Source organism: Pseudoalteromonas gelatinilytica (assembly GCF_001641615.1).
GTDB lineage: Bacteria > Pseudomonadota > Gammaproteobacteria > Enterobacterales > Alteromonadaceae > Pseudoalteromonas > Pseudoalteromonas gelatinilytica.
The window spans coordinates 351,874-371,566 of sequence record NZ_LRRU01000004.1 but is presented as its reverse complement, the minus strand read 5'-3'; the positions used below and the strand labels follow the sequence as shown (position 1 = coordinate 371,566).

At 42.0% G+C, this 19,693-nt stretch carries 12 protein-coding genes; 9 read left to right on the top strand and 3 right to left on the bottom strand.

The genetic code is table 11. From position 1 onward, the window contains the following. Positions 1–190: 190 nt before the first annotated feature. Positions 191–2,341, bottom strand: a complete 2,151-nt coding sequence (locus NH153_RS02195; protein ID WP_063700516.1) for a TonB-dependent receptor family protein — start codon at positions 2,339–2,341, stop codon at positions 191–193. A gap of 711 nt (positions 2,342–3,052) precedes the next feature. Beyond that, positions 3,053–3,898 carry a LysR family transcriptional regulator gene (locus tag NH153_RS02190; RefSeq protein ID WP_054560757.1) on the bottom strand — a complete coding sequence of 282 codons (846 nt, stop codon included), beginning with the start codon at positions 3,896–3,898 and terminating at the stop codon, positions 3,053–3,055. A 124-nt stretch (positions 3,899–4,022) separates the two neighbouring features. On the opposite strand from NH153_RS02190, the gene NH153_RS02185 reads away from it, so the two are divergent. From NH153_RS02185 to NH153_RS02145, 9 genes are all read left to right on the top strand, one after another. After that, entirely contained in the window at positions 4,023–4,622 is a 600-nt protein-coding gene (locus tag NH153_RS02185; protein WP_054560756.1) for a hypothetical protein, read from the top strand. A 180-nt stretch (positions 4,623–4,802) separates the two neighbouring features. Next, positions 4,803–5,885, top strand: coding sequence for a glycine cleavage system aminomethyltransferase GcvT (gene gcvT, locus NH153_RS02180; RefSeq protein WP_063700514.1), 1,083 nt, complete (start codon positions 4,803–4,805; stop codon positions 5,883–5,885). Between the two features lie 51 nt (positions 5,886–5,936). Next, positions 5,937–6,326 carry a glycine cleavage system protein GcvH gene (gcvH, locus tag NH153_RS02175; protein WP_062570365.1) on the top strand — a complete coding sequence of 130 codons (390 nt, stop codon included), beginning with the start codon at positions 5,937–5,939 and terminating at the stop codon, positions 6,324–6,326. 164 nt (positions 6,327–6,490) lie between these two features. Next, positions 6,491–9,379, top strand: a complete 2,889-nt coding sequence (gene gcvP, locus NH153_RS02170) for an aminomethyl-transferring glycine dehydrogenase (protein WP_063700512.1) — start codon at positions 6,491–6,493, stop codon at positions 9,377–9,379. A 504-nt stretch (positions 9,380–9,883) separates the two neighbouring features. Continuing rightward, a complete protein-coding gene (locus NH153_RS02165) occupies positions 9,884–10,537 on the top strand; it encodes a hypothetical protein (RefSeq protein ID WP_063700510.1) in 654 nt (217 codons plus the stop codon). Positions 10,538–11,070: 533 nt separating this feature from the next. Further along, positions 11,071–12,660 carry a Na/Pi cotransporter family protein gene (locus NH153_RS02160; protein ID WP_063700508.1) on the top strand — a complete coding sequence of 530 codons (1,590 nt, stop codon included), beginning with the start codon at positions 11,071–11,073 and terminating at the stop codon, positions 12,658–12,660. 447 nt (positions 12,661–13,107) lie between these two features. Then, positions 13,108–14,115, top strand: coding sequence for a leucine-rich repeat domain-containing protein (locus NH153_RS02155; RefSeq protein WP_063700506.1), 1,008 nt, complete (start codon positions 13,108–13,110; stop codon positions 14,113–14,115). 465 nt (positions 14,116–14,580) lie between these two features. After that, positions 14,581–16,449 (top strand): hypothetical protein, encoded by a 1,869-nt coding sequence (locus tag NH153_RS02150; RefSeq protein ID WP_063700505.1) that lies wholly within the window; start codon positions 14,581–14,583, stop codon positions 16,447–16,449. A gap of 18 nt (positions 16,450–16,467) precedes the next feature. Further along, positions 16,468–18,225, top strand: coding sequence for a HEAT repeat domain-containing protein (locus tag NH153_RS02145; RefSeq protein WP_063700503.1), 1,758 nt, complete (start codon positions 16,468–16,470; stop codon positions 18,223–18,225). 339 nt (positions 18,226–18,564) lie between these two features. Here the strand turns inward: NH153_RS02145 and NH153_RS02140 are convergent, their stop codons facing one another. Further along, positions 18,565–19,254 (bottom strand): alpha/beta fold hydrolase, encoded by a 690-nt coding sequence (locus NH153_RS02140; RefSeq protein WP_063700501.1) that lies wholly within the window; start codon positions 19,252–19,254, stop codon positions 18,565–18,567. Positions 19,255–19,693: the final 439 nt, after the last annotated feature.

Here is a 19,693-nt window from a genome sequence, read left to right as displayed (position 1 = left end):
AGCACCTAGCACCTAGCACCTAGCACCTAGTACCTAGCACCTAGCACCATTCCTACGCGATATAAAATCGCTGCTACAATTTTGAAAACTCGCAACTCGCAACTCGCAACTCGCAACTCGCAACTCTCACCAACAAAAAAGCCGTGGGATTTTCATCACACGGCTTTTGATATTTCGCTTAGTCGTTTTATTAGAACGAGTAGCTGTAACCTAGTTGTAGGGTACGTGGTTTACCTGGTTGAATACCGCCGTTTGCACGGTTTGCAACGTAGGTTTTGTCAAACAGGTTGTCTACTGTTAGGTATACTTTTTGTTTGTCGTCGATGAGGTATTTAGCTGCTAAATCCCACACCACGCGGCTGTCGATTGCATTGCGACCTGAGTCTGTTAAGTCTGCGTGTGCATCAGACACATAACGCATTTGCGTATCGAATACGAAGCTTGAGAACGCAGCACCCACTGAAAGCGCTAATTGGTTTTCAGGCACGTATGGCATTGCATCGCCTTTTTCTACGCTACCCCAAAGCTCTGATTCAAAATCATTTTCGAATTGAGAATCAGTGTAAGTGTAAGTTAAGCGTACAGGGAATGAAGCTGCGTTGGTCGCAAACACTTTACCTGCGCTTAGCTCAAAACCAGACACAGATACTTCACCGTAGTTGTATTGGTCGCCAATGTTGTTGTCGTTACAACCAACAGCTGCAGTACAGTTACCATGCATGTTTGTGTAGTCAGAGTTAAAGTAGATTACTTCACCTTGAATGCCCGCGTAATCGTAACGACCACCTAGCTCGATGTTAACACTCTCTTCTTCTTCTTGATCTGCGTTACCCGGTGCCGCTGGAGCGTAACCTTTTTGAATACCAGCAAGAAGCGTTAGGTTGTCGCTTACTGTGTAAGTGGCACCTAGTGACGGTACTAAGATTTCTGTGTCGTTGCTAATATCTTTTGTTAAGCCGTTAGCACGTGATGGATCAGACTTTGCCCATTCAACACGTTTGATTGTGATGTCTTCGTAGCGAAGACCTGCACTAATAACTAACGCATCAATTGTCCACTCATCTTGAATGAATAGGGTCGTCGCTTCTGCACTGTCTACACGGTTGCTATCAGAACCCGGTACGCCTTTTTCAGTTAGCGTCATTGATAAGTCTTGATTAAGCGTGTATTTGTCTTGCCATTGGAAGCGGTCCATTTCATCTTCATGGTAACGTGCACCCACAGTGATGTAGTGATCGCCAGCAGGAATATGGAACTCAGTTTGTAAGCCTTTTGCTTGGTAATCACGGTTGTTTGCTTTTACTGCAACGCCTTCAATACCTTCGCTCGTTGGGTTTGCTTCAAACTCGCTGTATTTTTCTAAATCGCTTACACCCACTTTACTTGCTTTATACCAGTTACGGTGGAAGTCGTTTAAGTATGCAGTAGCAAGTAACTCGTAACCTTTACCAAAGCGGTATGCATAGTTAATTTGATATGCATTGTGTTGCGTGTTCATTTCGTCTTTTTGCGAAGCCGCATAACGACGGTAAGGATTTGCTTGGTAATCAGCATCTGTTAAACCCATGTACGTTTCGTCAGAGCGCTCATCTGAGTACTTTAACTTCATTTCTAGGCTGTGTGCTTCGTTATCACCAAAATCAAAACCAAACTTTAATAAGAAATCGTTCTTTTCGAAGCCAGTGTTATCGCTACCAACTGGTAAATCTTTAAAGCCATCTGCGCCGTAAGTAAATACTTCTACAAGGCCCGCAGCATTGTTTTTCTTTTTACCAAAGTAAGCATGACCTTTATAGAAACCGTCGCTACCAAGTTCAGCGTTAAGTAAACCTTTAGACCCTTCAGTCGGTAGGCTACGAGAAACTAAGTTTAAAACACCGCCTGTTGTACGTGGGCCATACTTAACAGACGCCGCACCCTTAAGTACTTCGATAGACTCCATACGACCCATTGTAGGGAAGTAGTAAGCAGAAGGCGCAGAGTACGGTGCTGGTGCTACAAGAACACCATCTTCCATTACAGAGATTTTGTCGTTACGACCCGTACCCGTACCACGCATACCGATGTTAGGACGAAGGCCATAGCCGTCTTCTTCTTGTACATATACACCCGGTACAGCACTTAAAACACGTGAGATATCAGTGTATTCAAACTTTTCTAGTTCTTGCTCATCAATAAAAGTAGCAGAGCCAGGAATATCGTTAATTGCAGATGCAGAGCCAATTACAGTGATTTGCTCGAAGTTCTTCTCTTCTTTAGTTACATCTTTTGCAAAAGCATTAGCGCTTAGAGATAAAGCGACCGCAGTCGAAAGCGTAGAAACAATAAACTTAGGTGTCATTGTGTGTCCTGTAGTGTTTAGATATTTTTAACGGGCGCAATTTAAACATGTAAAATAATGCGAATCAATCCTATTTGTACTAAAACAGGTCTGAACTGTAAGTTTTTGAATTAAATCAGGTATAAGAAATACAGTAGTATTGTATTACGATATTGGGTTTGGGGAGGTGTTAAGTAAAACTTAACGCTTGGAGCTTTCAGCCGTCAGCTATCAGATTAAAAGTTAGCGAGTTAGCGAGTTAGCAAGAGTAAAGGGGAAAGAGTAAAGGGGAAAGTTTGCGAGATGCGAGGTGTAGGAGGCGTTTTAACGCCGAAAAAATGAAGATATTAGATATCAGTGGTTAGAAGTTAGATTAAAATACCCAAGTTAGCGAGTCGCAAGGAGAAAGGATAAAGGAGCTATCAGCTCGTAGGTTGGGTAGAGCGGAGCGAAACCCAACGTATGGAGTCATCAGCTATCAGATTGAAAAGTTAGCGAGTTAGCAAGAGTAAAGGGGAAAGGTACGAGTTCCGAGGGAAGAGATACGAGACGTAGGAGGCGTTTTAACGCCGAATTCGTAGCAGCGGGTTTACCCCGCGTTTTCAAATTAAATAATTCATGGTTAAAACCATTCCTACGCGATATAAAATCGCGGCTACAATCTTGCTAACTTGCTAACTTGCTAACTTGCTAACTTGCTAACTTGCTAACTCGCTAACTCGCAACTCACACCTACGTCAAACGTAGGGCGATGAACTCGGCGAGTTTGTCTACGGCGGTGCCGGGGTCGTCGGTGCGTTTAATTAAACTAATACCGATTTGACCAAGTTCAGGGAGGTCTTTGGTTTGTAGTTGGTAGTTAAGCTCATTCGGTACGGTACTTTTTGCCAGCACTGTAATGCCTAAGCCTTCTTTTAACGCCGCAGTTAGGCCAGTTAAGTCGGCATTACTGTAGGCAATGCGGTATTTAATACCCGCACTTTGTAGTGCTTCGATTGCGCGGCGGCGATAAATACATCCCTCTGGGGCGGTTACAAGCGTTACCACATCGTTTTGCGCCAGGTTTAAATCACCCACCCATACGAGTTGGTCTTGCATAAAAATCGGGAACTTGGCTGATTCGAGCTCTTCGTTTAATGCCAACACTAAATCGAATTGATCTTGGCGCGAGACCGACAATAAATGCTTACTCAAACGAGAGCGCACTTCGAGTGATACGTCAGGGTAAAGGGCCACGAAGTCACCAATGATCGACGGTAAAATACGTGCAGCAAATTCACTGGGGATCCCCAAGCGCACTTTACCAGTCACGTTTTCGCTGGTGAACTGCTGCAAAATGGCATCGTTTTGTTGCAGCATTTGCTTTGCTAATGGCATAAGCAATTCGCCATATTGATTAAGCACTTGGCGCTGACCTTGCTTTTTAAACAGCTTATGGCCCAGCATGTCTTCAAGGCGCTTTATTTGTAAGCTCACAGCCGGTTGCGATAGCCCCAATAATTCACCTGCTTTGGCAAATCCGCCAACTTCAACAACAGTGACTAAAGTACGTAAACTATCGGTAGAAATGTTTTTCATTAAAAAATTCTATTTATAGGGCTGTATATATAAGCATTATTTATCAATTGATAAATAATTACAATTTGTTGTTGCTAGCACGGCGCAATATACTTCAGCCATTAATGATTGATAGGTGTCACATATGACTTTTACGCCAATAATGTTTGCTCGCCACAGCCAAGCTGAGACCCCAGCAGACAACGTGCTACAAGCTAATAGCGATACTGCCATTATGGATTTTAGTGGCACTGAAGCAATCCCATTTTTAACGGCTATTTTAGGTCTTGATATTAATAAGCTAACCGCCAGCGGTTTAGGCTTACGTAGTTCATTAGACGATGACCTAACAAGCAGCTACGCTTATGCCCTGTATTACTTTAACGAAACTGCATTTCGTTTTGTATTAGGCAAAGATGCCAGCGTGCAATTACAGTCGCTTATTAATGAGCAACAACTACGTTACGACATTGATTATGTAATGCGTGACGATTTAAGCGCGCTAACCCTAAGTGGTGAGCAGGCGTTTGATGCCTTGGTCGACAGCTTTAAGCTAACACCGGGGCTGCGTTTATCAGACATGCGCAGCTGCTATGGTGCACAAAGCGGTGAGGTATTTATTACCGCCATAGATAACCAAGCAACACAGCAATTTCAGCTGGTGGCGCGCCAAGCAGAGCTTGATAAATGGCAAACGCACTTACAGCAGCTCGGCTTTGATTTAGCCTTAGCCAACGTTGCTTAAAACATAAAATTTTTAAAACAGCTACGCACTTGAGTGTTTAGCTGTTTTTTAGTTACAAAATCGCAATTTGGGTGTGACAACTGTGCAACTAATGTATAATCGCCGCCCATGTTATTCCCCCTCATTAAATTGAGGCCACGCCCCACAACTTGTGGGTTAATTTAAAAGTGAAGGAATATTATGACTTCTAAAACAGTTTTACATGCTAAGCACCTTGAAGCTGGCGCAAAAATGGTTGATTTTCACGGCTGGGAAATGCCAATCAACTACGGCTCACAAATCGAAGAGCATAATGCGGTTCGCACAGATGCAGGTATGTTTGACGTATCTCACATGACAATTGTTGATGTTCAAGGCGAGCAAGCACAAGCGTTCTTACGTAAACTAGTTGCAAATGACGTTGCTAAGTTAACTGTACCGGGTAAAGCACTTTACACAGGTATGCTTAACGAAGAAGGCGGCGTAATCGACGACCTTATCATCTACTTCTTCTCAGAAACAAACTACCGTTTAGTTGTTAACTCAGCGACACGTGAAAAAGATTTAGCGCATTTAGCTAACGTTTCGGCTGATTTCGCCGTAACAGTTACTGAGCGTCCTGAGTTTGCAATGATTGCCGTTCAAGGCCCTAACGCACGTGCTAAAACAGCAACAGTACTTAACGCAGAGCAACAAGCTGCTGTTGAAGGTATGAAGCCTTTCTTTGGTGTGCAAGCAGGTGATTTATTTATTGCGACAACAGGCTATACTGGCGAAGATGGTTATGAAATCGTAGTACCTAACGATCAAGCTGCTGATTTATGGCAACAACTTCTAGACGCAGGCGTAGCGCCAGCGGGTCTAGGTGCACGTGATACGTTACGTCTTGAAGCAGGTATGAACCTTTACGGCCTAGATATGGACGAAAGTGTTTCTCCACTTGCTGCAAACATGGCGTGGACAATCGCATGGGAGCCAGAAGATCGTAAGTTTATCGGTCGTGAAGTATTAGAGCAGCAACGCGCTGACAAAAGCACAGACAAACTAGTTGGTTTAGTGCTTGAAGAAAAAGGCGTATTGCGTAGCGGTTTAAAAGTCATCGTTGAAGGTGGTGAAGGGGTGATTACCTCTGGTACATTCTCACCAACTCTTGGTCACAGTGTTGCGCTAGCACGCGTTCCGCGTTCAACTGGCGAAACAGCCCAAGTAGAGATGCGTAAAAAACTGGTTAACGTTAAGGTTGTTAAACCTTGCTTTGTACGTAACGGCAAATCAGTTATCTAAACTATAAAAAATTTGGTGTTATCACCCAATATAAACCAAAGGAACAAAAAGATGAGCAATATCCCAAGCGAATTAAAATATGCTACTTCACACGAGTGGGTTCGCGACGAAGGTGACGGTACGTTTACTGTAGGTATCACTGAGCACGCACAAGAACTTCTTGGCGACATGGTATTCGTTGAATTACCAGAAGTTGGTGATGAAGTTGACGCGGGTGAAGACTGCGCAGTAGCTGAGTCTGTAAAAGCAGCATCAGACATCTACGCACCAATCGGCGGTGAAATCGTTGCAATCAACGAAGATCTTGAAGATTCGCCTGAAACAGTAAATAACGACCCGTACACTGACGGTTGGTTATTCCGTATCAAAGCATCTGACACATCAGAGCTTGATAACCTGTTAGACGCTGAAGGCTACGCTAACACAATCGACGAAGACTAATTAATTAGTCACGCCGACTAAAAGCCCCTCATAAGTGGGGCTTTTATGATTTTATAGCTTACTTTTCCATACGCTGTAAGTTACTAAATCAACACGTTTTTAAGTTATTGCCAGTTACCCATTGGCAGTAACCACTTTTTTTTGGATCATAGGAATCTGGACAAATGTCAAACGCCAAATCTCTTGAACAATTAGAGCAAAAGCAAGATTTTATTCGCCGTCACATTGGGCCAAGCCCAGCGCAAGTAAGCGACATGCTGAGCGCTCTTGGAGTATCGAGTGTTGAAGAGCTGATCGGTCAAACGGTACCTGCAAGCATTCGCTTAGAGCAAGGTTTATCAATTGGCGAAAGCCGCACTGAAGTTGAAACACTAAGCTACTTAAAATCAGTAGCAAGCAAAAATAAAGTGTTCAAATCATACATCGGTCAAGGCTACCACCCAACTCACGTACCACACGTAATTTTACGTAACGTACTTGAGAATCCAGGCTGGTACACTGCGTATACACCATACCAACCAGAGATTGCACAAGGTCGTTTAGAATCATTATTAAACTTCCAGACTATGACCCTAGACCTAACGGGTCTTGACCTAGCAAGCGCGTCATTACTTGACGAGTCAACGGCTGCGGCAGAAGCAATGGGCCTTGCAAAGCGTGTTGCTAAGTCTAAATCAAACACATTCTTCATTGCTGAAGACGTACACACGCAAACAATCGACGTTGTTGCAACACGTGCAGAGCAGTTCGGTTTTGACGTTATCGTTGGTAAAGCAGCTGAAGCACTAGACCACGACATTTTTGGTGCGTTATTCCAATACCCATCAACAACCGGTGAAATCACTGACGTAACTGATTTAATCGCTGGCGTACAAAGCAAAAAAGCGATTGCCTGTGTTGCTGCAGACATCATGAGCTTATTACTGCTTAAAGCACCGGGTAAATTAGGTGCAGACGTAGTGCTTGGTTCAGCACAGCGTTTTGGTGTGCCTATGGGTTACGGTGGTCCACACGCTGCATTCTTCGCAACACGCGACAAGTACAAGCGTTCACTACCAGGTCGTATTATCGGTGTTTCTAAAGACCGTTTAGGTAACGACGCACTACGTATGGCAATGCAAACACGTGAACAACACATTCGTCGTGAAAAAGCCAACTCAAACATCTGTACAGCGCAAGTACTACTAGCGAACATGGCAGCGTTCTACGCGGTTTACCACGGTCCACAAGGCCTTAAAACTATCGCTGAGCGTATCCACCGTTTTGCAGACATCTTAGCGGCAGGCTTAAAAGCGAAAGGTGTAAACCTTAAGCACGACACATGGTTCGATACACTGACTGTTGTTGCAGATAACAAAGACGAAATCGTTGCACGTGCAGTAGCAAACGGCGTTAACTTTGCGGCTAACCGCGCAGGTGAATACTCAATTTCTGTATCAGAAACAACAACCCGTGCAGACGTAGCTGAGCTATTCGACATCATCTTAGGTGAAGGCCACGGTCTGAGCGTTGATGCACTTGCAAACGAAATCGAAGTAAACGGCAGCAACTCAATTCCTGCAAGCCTAGTACGCGATGACGAAATTTTAACGCACCCTAACTTCAACTCGTACCACAGCGAGACTGAAATGTTGCGTTACATCAAGCGCCTAGAGAACAAAGACTTAGCGCTTAACCACTCAATGATCTCATTAGGTTCATGTACAATGAAACTTAATGCGACAGCTGAGATGATCCCAATCACTTGGCCTGAGTTTGCAAACTTACACCCATTCTGCCCACTTGATCAGGCAGCGGGTTACCAAATCATGATGACTGAGTTACATGATTGGTTAGTAAACATCACAGGTTACGATGCAGTTTCACTACAACCTAACTCAGGTGCACAAGGTGAATACGCAGGCTTAATCGCGATTCGTAAATACCACGAGTCACGCGGTGAAGGTCACCGTAACGTATGTTTGATCCCAAGTTCAGCGCACGGTACAAACCCAGCGTCTGCACAAATGGCAAGCATGAAAATCGTGGTTGTTGACTGTGATAAAAACGGTAACGTTGATATGGCAGACCTTAAAGCGAAAGCCGAAGAGGTATCTGAAAACCTATCTTGTATCATGATCACTTACCCATCTACACACGGTGTTTACGAAGAAACAATTCGTGAAATCTGTGACATCGTGCACCAGCACGGCGGTCAAGTGTACATGGACGGCGCAAACATGAATGCGCAAGTTGGTGTTACAAGCCCAGGTTCAATTGGTTCTGACGTATCGCACCTTAACCTACACAAAACATTCTGTATTCCACACGGTGGTGGTGGTCCAGGTGTTGGCCCAATCGGTGTTAAATCTCACCTAGCGCCATTTATGCCTAACCACAGCGTAATTAATGTTGCTGGCACAAACATCGGTAACGGTGCGGTTTCTGCAGCCCCTTACGGCTCAGCAGCTATTTTACCTATCTCGTGGGCATACATTGCCATGATGGGCTCTGAAGGCTTAAAACAAGCAACAGAAATGGCTATCGTGAACGCTAACTACTTATCTGAGAAGCTAAGCGAGCACTACCCAATTTTATACCGTGGCCGTAACAACCGCGTTGCGCACGAGTGTATTGTTGACCTACGCCCAATCAAAGAGCAAACAGGCGTTACAGAAATGGACGTAGCTAAACGTCTACAAGATTACGGCTTCCATTCACCAACTATGTCATTCCCAGTAGCTGGCACACTAATGATTGAGCCAACTGAGTCTGAGTCTAAAGTTGAGATCGACCGTTTCATCGAAGCAATGGTGTCAATCAAGTCAGAAATCGACCGTATCGCATCTGGCGAATGGTCAATTGAAAACAACCCGCTAGTGTTTGCACCGCACACACAAGCAGACGTACTAGGCAATGAGTGGGACCGTGCATACGACCGTTTCTACGCAGCATTCCCAGTACCAAGCGTAGCAAAAGACAAATTCTGGCCTACAGTAACGCGTATCGATGACGTATACGGCGACCGTAACCTAGTTTGTTCATGCCCAGCGGTTGAGACATACCGTGACTAAGGTTTGATTAAATTCAAATGCCAAAAAGCCGTTGCAGCAATGTAACGGCTTTTTTGTGTTTTGGAGAAAGTTAGCGAGGGTAAAGTTAGCGAGAGTAAAGGGGAAGGGAGCTATCAGCTTGTAGGTTGGGTAGAGCGGAGCGAAACCCAACAAGTTAGCGAGTTGCGAGGGGAAAGTTGCGAGTTTCAAGGGACGAGATGCGAGTTGTAGGAGGCGTTTTAACGCCGAAAAAAGAGTTGTTAGATATCAGTCGTAGAAGGCAGATTAAGAAATAAGTTAGCGAGTTGCTAGGGGAAAGAGTAAAGGAGCTTTAAGCCATAAGTTTATAGTTTGATTGTGCCCGCACATCGTTAAGCCGAACTCCGATACCGTAGGCGTGAAATTTATTTCGCTCGAGTAAGTAAGATAAAAGTCAAAACGCAAGTTCTTACTCTTTGTGCTTAACTGTACCAATGGATTAACTAATCCGTTGGTACAGTTGAGTTAAATTAATAAGGAAATGGCATGAAAAAGGGTTTTGAAATAGCAGCAGACCTGACCGAAGCCGCATTTAAAAGTCAATTACTGACAGGCGTAGCTAAAGATATACCTTATGTAAGTACGTTGATTAAAGTATGGAATTTAAGTGATTCTATTCGAGATAGAATGTTTGCATCTAAAATAGTGCGTTTTATTGAAGCTATCGATGAAGTTAGTAAAAAGGAAAAAGATGAATTATCGAGAAAAATAAAATACTTAAACCAAGATGATTTGGAAAGAGTTACAGACAAAATATTATTCTGTATTGAATCCATAACGGATATTGATAAGTCTGAATTCATAGCAAATTTCTTTATTGCATACATATATGAAAAAATATCAGAACGGGAGCTTAGGCAGTGTATTGATATAGTTCAAACTTCCTTTTTAGATGATTTAAAATTGTATGTCGAAACATGTATTGGTACATATGCCAATGAGGAAGATTTGAATTATCAAAAAATAGATGGGTTAATAAGCACTCCACTCTTCACTAATTTTAGAGATGATAGACTTTTACAAAGAACTAATGATACCGATAATATTGGTAAACATTTGTATAAAGAAACGTTTATAGGTATGCAGTTCAGAATAGCGTTTAATTTTGGAAAAGATAGAAGAGAGGTTGAAAATTCTTAAGTGTTGTTACTCAACTAAGGTGAGTAAAAAAGAATGTTTTCGAGGGCCTTTTTTTTACATCCTAATAAAAACATGGGGTCAGGTCTTTCTTTTTGCCTAACCCCTTTACCAACCCACAACCAACACTATGCTGTTAGCACCTAGCACCTAGCACCTAGCACCTAGCACCTAGCACCTAGCACCTAGCACCTAGCACCTAGCACCTAGCACCTAGCACCTAGCTAACATGTGTTCTTAAACTGATAGCTTACGACTGAAATCTCTTATGTTTATCGCGCGAAATAAATTTCACGCCTACGGATGAGCATTTCAATTTAACTATGCGCAGGCACAATCTAATCTAACTTCTAACGACTGATATCTAATATCTCCTTTTTTGCTCGGCGTTAAAACGCCTCCTACGCCTCGAATCTCGTTCCTCGCAACTCGCCCCTAAAACCAGTTACTTTGTTTTCGATCATTGCGCTATAAGGTACTCAAATCTATACTTTTTGTATCGATCTTGATTAACAATATCAGCACTTTATAAGCGAATGGAAAATCTGAACATAGCCATGGCTGGGCTAACCGCCATTATCCTTTTTATTTTTGGGCTTGAGAACTTTTCTCGGGAAATTGAAAGTATATCGGGAGAGCGCTTTCGTAAATCGTTGAGTCGCGCGACTAACATTCCTATTTTTGGGGTGTTAATTGGTGCTGTGGTGACGGCTTTTATTCAATCGAGTTCTGCGACGTCGGTGATCACGATAAGCTTGGTAAATGCGGGGGTGTTAACGTTTAAAAATAGTGTCGGTATTATTTTTGGGTCAAATGTGGGCACTACGATAACGGCTCAGCTGGTGGCTTTTAAGCTGACGGTATTTGCTCCTGTGATTATTATTATTGGCTTTTTTCTGTCACTGACTCGCAATCGCTTTTCTATTTTTGGTAAGGCGATTTTCTATTTCGGTTTTGTCTTTTTTAGCCTTAACCTGATTTCATCATCACTTGCGCCATTACAAAACAACCCTGCATTAATTGAGATTTTAACGCAGCCGCAAAACCCACTTTTAGCGATTTTAGTGGGCTGTGTATTTACTGCTATGGTGCAGTCGAGTTCGGTGACTACAGGGCTTGCCATTGTTTTTACACAGCAAGGTATTTTGGGGCTTGAGAACGCGGTACCCATTATTATGGGGGCGAATATTGGTACCACAGCGACGGCAATGATCTCGGTGTTTGGTATGGATATCGCAGCAAAGAAAGCAGCGTTGAGCCACCTGTTGTTTAATGTGGGTGGGGTACTTTTATTTCTGCCTTTCATTTTATTGTTTGGTGATAAGTTAAGTGAAATTACGCTTGATCCCGCTGTCGCACTGGCAAACATCCACTTTATTTTTAATGTGGTTGCCAGTTTAGTTTTTATTGCTTTTGTTAACCCTTTTACGCGCTTTGTCGATTTTTTGCTTGGTGAAGGAAAGATGGACTTTGAACGCCTTGAATTGCCCACCTACCAAGAAGATGAAGAGTTTCAGCATGTCGTCGATAAGTTAGAGTCAGGTAACCAACAGCTGCTTAACTTCTTAAAAGAAAACTACAATCAGGTCACGCTGAGCTTAGAGACTAACTACAAAGGTATTCAAGATACTGCACAAAAGCGCTTGGAATATGCCAGTTTTGTTGAGAAGGAATACATCACTTATTTCACTACTATTGTTAGTAAAATCAATGATGAAGAGCAGTCACGAGAGTTAATGCTGCAAATTAACCGCTTTGATTATTTGTTCCAAATTCATGATTCCATCATTGATTTGTTTGAAAGCAAGCGGATTATGAATGAACAATTTATTGAATTAGAAAGCGATATTTTGATTATGATCCGCGAACTTTCGAGTGATACGCTGACCTTGTTCACCCATACCAGCGAGAATTTAGAACAACCTAAAAATGACGAAATAGATAAAGCAGCTAGGTCATTGCAACTGCATCTGAATCAGGCGCAGCGTAAGTTATTAATGCTACTTGCTGATACCAACAGAAAAGATGCCGGTACACTGACAAATTTCGTCACCTATTCACAGCGCCTCAAAGATAAACTGCTGAACTTACATAAAATGTATTCACGTAAGAATGCCGAGTTGTAAGTTGGGTAGAGCGGAGCGAAACTCGATAAGTTAGCGAGTTGCGAGGGGATAGGGTAAAGAATCTTTCAGCCGTCAGCTATCAGATTGAAAGTTAGCGAGTTAGAAAGAGTAAAGGGGAAAGTTTGCGAGATACGAGTTTCGAGTTGTAGGAGGCGTTTTAACGCCGAACAAAAAATTCGATTGGGTAGGGAGCCCCCTTTATCAACCCACAACCAACACTATGCTGTTAGCACCTAGCACCTAGCACCTAGCACCTAGCACCTAGCACCTAGCACTGTAGGCGTGAAATTTATTTCGCGCGAACCCATTAAATAACAACTTCGAAAGTATTTTGTATTTATATGGGTACAATTGTCAAATAACCTGTATTATGCATGCTTTGCTGTTGGGTGATGAAATATCTTACTTAACCACCTGATTATGTTGTTGAAAATTTAAGGTGAAATAATGTTTAAAGGGAACTTTGTGTGCATTAACATGGCTTTGGCCTATTTGCTTGTGTTAAATCTTGGGGTTGCTGGTGCTTCGGCTAATGACGATACACCAATAGAGAGCGTGGTTGCAGATGCTAACTTCTTAGCGTGTTTACAAGAAAGTGGCTATAAAACTGTGGGGGAGGTGACAAAAATACATTGCAGAGATCGCGGTATTACCTCAGCCAAAGGGCTTGAGCATTTTAGTAACTTAACAAAACTCGTCCTCAGTAATGAAGGGGATAGCTTCATCGTTGGTGAAATTGGTGGCATTACAAGTAGACCTGCCGATAAGAAAGTGCCAAACCAGCTGACCGAAATCGACATAAGCCACAACAGCCAGCTTTTCCATGTTAATTTAAGCCAAAATAGCCTTACGAGTATTGATGTAAGTAACAATGAAGAGTTAGAGACTTTAATGCTGAGTGGTAATAAGCTTTCAAAGCTTGATGTAAGCACTAACGGTAAACTTACATGGCTTGATCTTAAAGATAATAAGCTGACAGGTGAATTGACGCTTGTTAATTCTGAACTGTATCAACTTAATCTGTCGGGCAATAAGCTCACAAAAGTAAATATACCGAGTGGTATTCGTAACCTTGAGCTTGCAAATAATCAGTTAAAAAACCTAGATTTAAGCAAGTTCAAGATGCTCAGCGAACTAAACCTAGATGCCAACCAGCTTAGCGCTTTAGACATAAGCCATAATAAAAAGTTAACTGCACTTTACGCCAGTAATAACCACTTAAGCACTATCGATTTAACAGCAAACCCCATGCTTCAAGTGCTCTTTTTGTCGAATAACAAATTAAAAAACATTGATTTACGTGAACATGCAAATTTAGTAGATATCAGCCTTTTTAATAACCCACTAAAAAAAGTAGATGTAAGCAAAAGCTATAATTTAGAGCTGTTAGAACTCGACAGTGGTGTTGAGTGCATAGGCATAGTTTGTGCAACAAGGTTTGAAGGGTACGAATAATAGCGTGTTGGACAGAGCACTGCGAAGCTCGATAAGTTAGCGAGGGGAAAGGGGAAAGGGGAAAGGGAAAAGTTCCCCGAACTCGCAAACTTTCCCTTTGTAACTCGCTAACTTTTGTTCTTAATCTGATAGCTCTTATGTTTATCACGCGAAATAAATTTCACGCCTACGGATGAGCATTTCAATTTAACTATGTGCGGGCACAATCTAATCTGACTTCTAACGACTGATATCTAATATCTCCTTCCTCGTCCCTCGCATTTAATAATTTTGGTTGTTTTGCATCCCTCCATAATTCATCCATTATTGTGATATACCCTTTGAGATATGTACCTTTTGTACCCCAAATTTAGTGGGTTAAAGCTTAACCATTTCGAAAATAAGTCTGTCGGACTTTGAGTAGAAGTATGAGTTTTATTAATTAATAGTTTGTCGAAATTACAATCAATAATTAGGAATCGTGATATGAATCAGTCTAAAAGGATTAGTGCTGTATTGGCTTTATCCCTACTTTCACTAGTTGGGTGTTCTGATGATGACTCTACTGAACAAGAAGCTGTTGCTAATGTAGCGTTGAAATCGATGACCCCAGTGTCTGATAACGTTTATCAACCAGGGCAACAGATTACTGTTGATTTCAGCACAGAAACAACCTTATTAACGAATGAGCATGTAGGTGTTTCCTTTATTTTGATTGAAAGAAGTAAAGTCGCTGAGCTTGAAACTGAAGATGAGCCAGATGGCTACGATTTAGGTGAGTTTGATATCGAGCAGTTACAAGAAGGCGAGCAAAATCATAGTGCAACATTAATTTTGCCAAACGAAGATCTCGCTGCGGGTGAATTTGTCATTGCCGCTTTTGTTGACACAAGCGGGGTGATCTCAAATGAAGTTGATGTAACAGATAATAAGTCGCGGGGCATTGAGTCTGGTGACGAAAGCACCTATAGCTCGGTAGTCATTGGCGATGGCCATTATCATGATTTTGTTTTAGATAAACTTAAAGTTGGCGACGGCTTTGCTGTTTTTCCTGGTCCGGGTAAACGAGATACCACAGGGACTGGTGAACCTACGCAAAAAATACCTGATTTAATCGGTTTTATTAATGCCACCAAATTTGGCAATTCTGTCAATGAGGCTGACATCAGTGCAACGATAACCATCGGCGAAACCACTTATCATGCTCACTTATGGAATGAGCAAGCGCAAGCTTATATGGAGACGATGCGTATAAAGTTTCCTGATCATGAGCAGTCTCATTACTTTCCTTGGGATGTTGCTGTGAATGGTGTATTGCTCAAAGCGATACACGATAATTTTGATCACGATGGTGGCGAAAACAGCTTTAGCATGACATTTACCTTCCATGATAACTCAGAAGAAATTGAAGCTCACAGTGACAATAATAGTATTACCGTTGAGGTACCTTATGCGCTTTATCATGATGAAGTGAGTACCGCAGAATCGGCAGAACTAAATAGTAATAAAACTACAATAGCTTCAGTATCAGCGATGCAGACTACAGCTGCAGCAGCAACAACCTTGGCTAAAGTTGGTAGTTGGAGTGCGACCTATGGTGACAGTGATGCTGTGGCTATCAGCCCTTCTTTTTATAGCTATATGAATGTTTCTTCTAGTAATGGTGGTTCAGCTGAGGGGCTAGTTGAAGCAGACCTAGACCTTTATTTATTTGATAAATCAGCAAGTTTGGTAAGTGCTAGTGCTGAAGCGAGTGCCAATGTAAGTGATGGTGAAATTACTTATGCAGCAAACTTTAGTGTGCTGGGTGATACGTTAATTGACGAGGGCGATACGTTATCGGCCTTAGACAAATCTTTAGGATATAGCTGGAGCGAAGAGCAAAAAGTGGTTGAAACGACGTTCACCATTGTGATTGTTCCGGTGACTGTTGAGGCAGGTGTTAGCGGAAGTTTAGATTTAGGAGTTGGTTTAACTTATAGCAATAGCCGTATTGACTTAGGGGGAGTTATTGTTACTGCTAGCATGGATGCGTATGCGACAGCTGAAATAAACCTAGGCATAGCAAGTGGCGGTGTTGGTATCGATTTCTTGATTATTGCAGATACATTTAATGCCACACTTTATGCAGATTTAGCTAAAGCTATCACTGATTCTAAAATAACCTTAGGAATTGATGTAACAAATGATATTGAGGCAATTTCAGGTGAATTTTATGTCTATGTTAAATACCCTAAATATAAGTGGTGTTGTACGGTTAAGACGAAAACTAAAACTCAAACTATCTATGATACCAGCACTTTGTACGATAAAAGCTGGACAATTTTAGACGAATCAGCAACCTTAAACTATTAGTTTGAAGGCTAAGGTATAATGCGTTTAATTAACATGAGTTTATTATTTGGCACTTTATTAGGCTATGCTTCGGCGGCTTATGCGGTGCCTCAGTGTACTGTTTGGGCTGAACTTCAATCAAAAGCAGATACGAATATTATCTCGATGAAAAGCCCTTCAAAAAGTCAGTTTGACTTGCAAGGGCGGTTGATTTATCGGCCATTGTTGGTTGAAGAGAAATCTCACTGGTTGGGTTTTGAGCTGTACCAAGCTCAAGCAAAGTTAAATAAAACGGTAAGTACAAGCAATGAATATGCTGTGCCTTTTGCCGTGAAAATTAACAATAACTCAGGTGAAGTTTTAGATTATCGGTTTAATGCTAAATTAAAACCGGCCGATCAACAGAAGCTGATTGCTTTATACCGTGCCTTTCACCGTGCAAAACACCCTGAAAATTTACAGGGTGATAAGTACTGGGTTAAAGAACGTGATGATATTGGTCAGTACAAATCACTCTACACGGTTTTAGCTGATAACAAACTAAAGCGTAATAAACTCAGTTACATAGAACCAACTGACACTAGACAAAGCGCTAATGCTGCGAAAAAGCTAATGCAGTTGGAAACGGCGAACATTATTAGTGATGAGTTTACTTTTGAAAACGATAAGTGCTGGTTAACAAAAACCCTCGGAAATAGTCATATTCAAGTCAGTAGTAGTGATGGAAATATGAATATTGAAGTACTGCAAACACTCAGTTTAAACCGTTCAAATCAATCGATACCCGATGATGCAAGGTTACTACAATTACCCGAAGACCCTAATCAATGGAAAAATTTAAGCACAGATTGGGTTTACCCTAAAGCGCCGCCTCAACCCTTAAAAAATACAGAAGCGTTTATCACTGCTTTAAAAAATATGGATTGGCTAGAAGGAGATCGAAAAACGCTTTTGCAATTTCTTTATGACAACGATCAGTATTTACAGAGCTTAAAAGAGCTTATTTCAACAAAGGCAATTGCTGATCCCCTAGAAAGTAAATTGTTTATGTACTTAGGTAAACATGACTCAGTTAATTCAAAACAGTTACTGACGGAAGTGTTTGTTGAACAAGGTTTATTTTCACCAAATCAGCGTTTTAGAAGTTTAATGGCACTAAAATACAGTGAAAAGCCTTTGACGGACATGCAGGTTGAGGCGATTTTTGAGTATTCCATGTCATATGGTCTTGATGAAGAAAATTCTAAGCTGGCTCACAGTGCTTTAATGGTAATGGGGGCTATAGCGAAAAATCAGCAGGGCAGTGAGTTTTCGAGTCAGTTAACCCAAAAGTTAGCTGATTCATTGAGTTCGAGTGCAACAGATAAAAAAGCATCTGCCCTAATCACCGCACTGGGCAATAGCGGAGACTATGATCATCAACAGCTTATTGGTGATTATTTAGCTGGCGACAGCCCAAGATTACGCCTAAATGCGGCAGAGGCCTTGGCAAAAATGCCAAGTAAAACCAGTTTGAATTACTTGAGTAATCAACTAAATCAAGAAACTGATAGTAAAACGCAAGGGGCGATTTTAAAAGCAATGGGTAATAATGAGTTAGACGCAAAACAAGTAGATAGTATTTACGCCTTTGCTGACGCTAGTAACCCGAAAGATATTCGCAGTGCCGCTATATCGGCGTTGAGTCAACAAGCAAAGTCAAAACCAGAGGTTAAAAGCCGTTTAAAAGCGCTTGTTAAGACGGAAACTAATCAAAAGAACCTGCGTCAATTAATGAAAGCGCTGTATGGTTCGTAAAAGCATAAGTTAGCGAGCTGGTAGGTTGGGTAGAGCGGAGCGAAACCCAACGAGTTAGCGAGTTACAAGGGGAAAGAGTAAAGGAATAACGTAGGCGTGAAATTTATTTCGCGCGATGAGCATAAGATCTATCAGATTGAAAGTTAGCAAGTTAGAAAGAGTAAAGAGGAAAGTTTGCGAGATGCGAGTTGTAGGAGGCGTTTTAACGCCGAAAAAAGTCATAGGGGAGGCGCAACTAACACTACGCTGTTAGCACCTAGAACCTAGCACCTAGCACCTAGCACCTATAACCATTCCTACGCGATATAAAATCGCTGCTACAATCTCGCTAACTTGCTGCTACTGAATCAAACTCACTTGTTTCACATACGTATCGGTTTGCAAACCAAAGTGGCCGAGAACGTAGGTGTAGGTGGCATTTTCATTCCATAATCGGCTGCTGTGAATGCCGTACACATAACAAGTGCCAGTTGAGCAGACGATTTGATCCGAGTAGCTCTTTATGGAATACACTTTGTCGCCTAATGCTTCTCCATAAATACTATTTAATAATGGGCTGCCAACCGATAAGCCATAGTAACCACATGTGTTATTCCACACATTGTATGGGTAAACACCACAACTAAGCAGGCCGCGCGCGGCACCTGCAACACCAACAAAGGTATCGACATCTGATGCCATGCCTAGCTTATAAATTTGCTGGGCTGCGAGTGTGACCCCCATTGAATGGCCTATAATATCGATCTTACCTGTGCAAGATTGGTTGATTGCAGTAAGAATAGCGTTACGTACGGGCGTTTCTTCACTGCCGTTATGATCGTTGCAACTCGCGCAAGATTTAGAGCCCCAATCTGGGGTGAAAATTTCACTGTCGACATACCCTTTTCGTTTTAATTCGTTGATTGTGTTATTCCAACTCGAAGGGGAGGCGGTATTACCATGTACCAGTACAACGTTATCTCTACATGCTGCAAAAGCAGTTGTGCTCATACCTGCGCATAGCGCAATCATCGTCAATAGGCGTTTCATTGTGTGTTCTCCTGTTTAACATTTGGTTTACAACGTATGAAATTTAAACAGGGCTGGATATAGTACTTTCGTGCAGCGCTACTATTTCGCATTGTGCAATGTATACCGTTTTATTTTGCTAGCACTGTAGGCGTGAAATTTATTTCGCGCGATGAACAAAAGAGCTCTCAGCTTTCAGCCGTCAGCTATCAGATTGAAAAGTTAGCGAGTTAGAAAGTTAGCAAGTTAGAAAGTTAGCAAGTTAGAAAGAGTAAAGGGGAAAGTTTGCGAGATACGAGTTGTAGGAGGCGTTTTAACGCCGAACAAAGTCATAGGGGAGGCACAACCAACACTATGCTGTTAGCACCTAGCACCTAGCACCTAGCACCTAGCACCTAGCACCTAGAACCTAGAACCTAGAACCTAGAACCTAGAACCTAGAACCTAGAACCTAGAACCT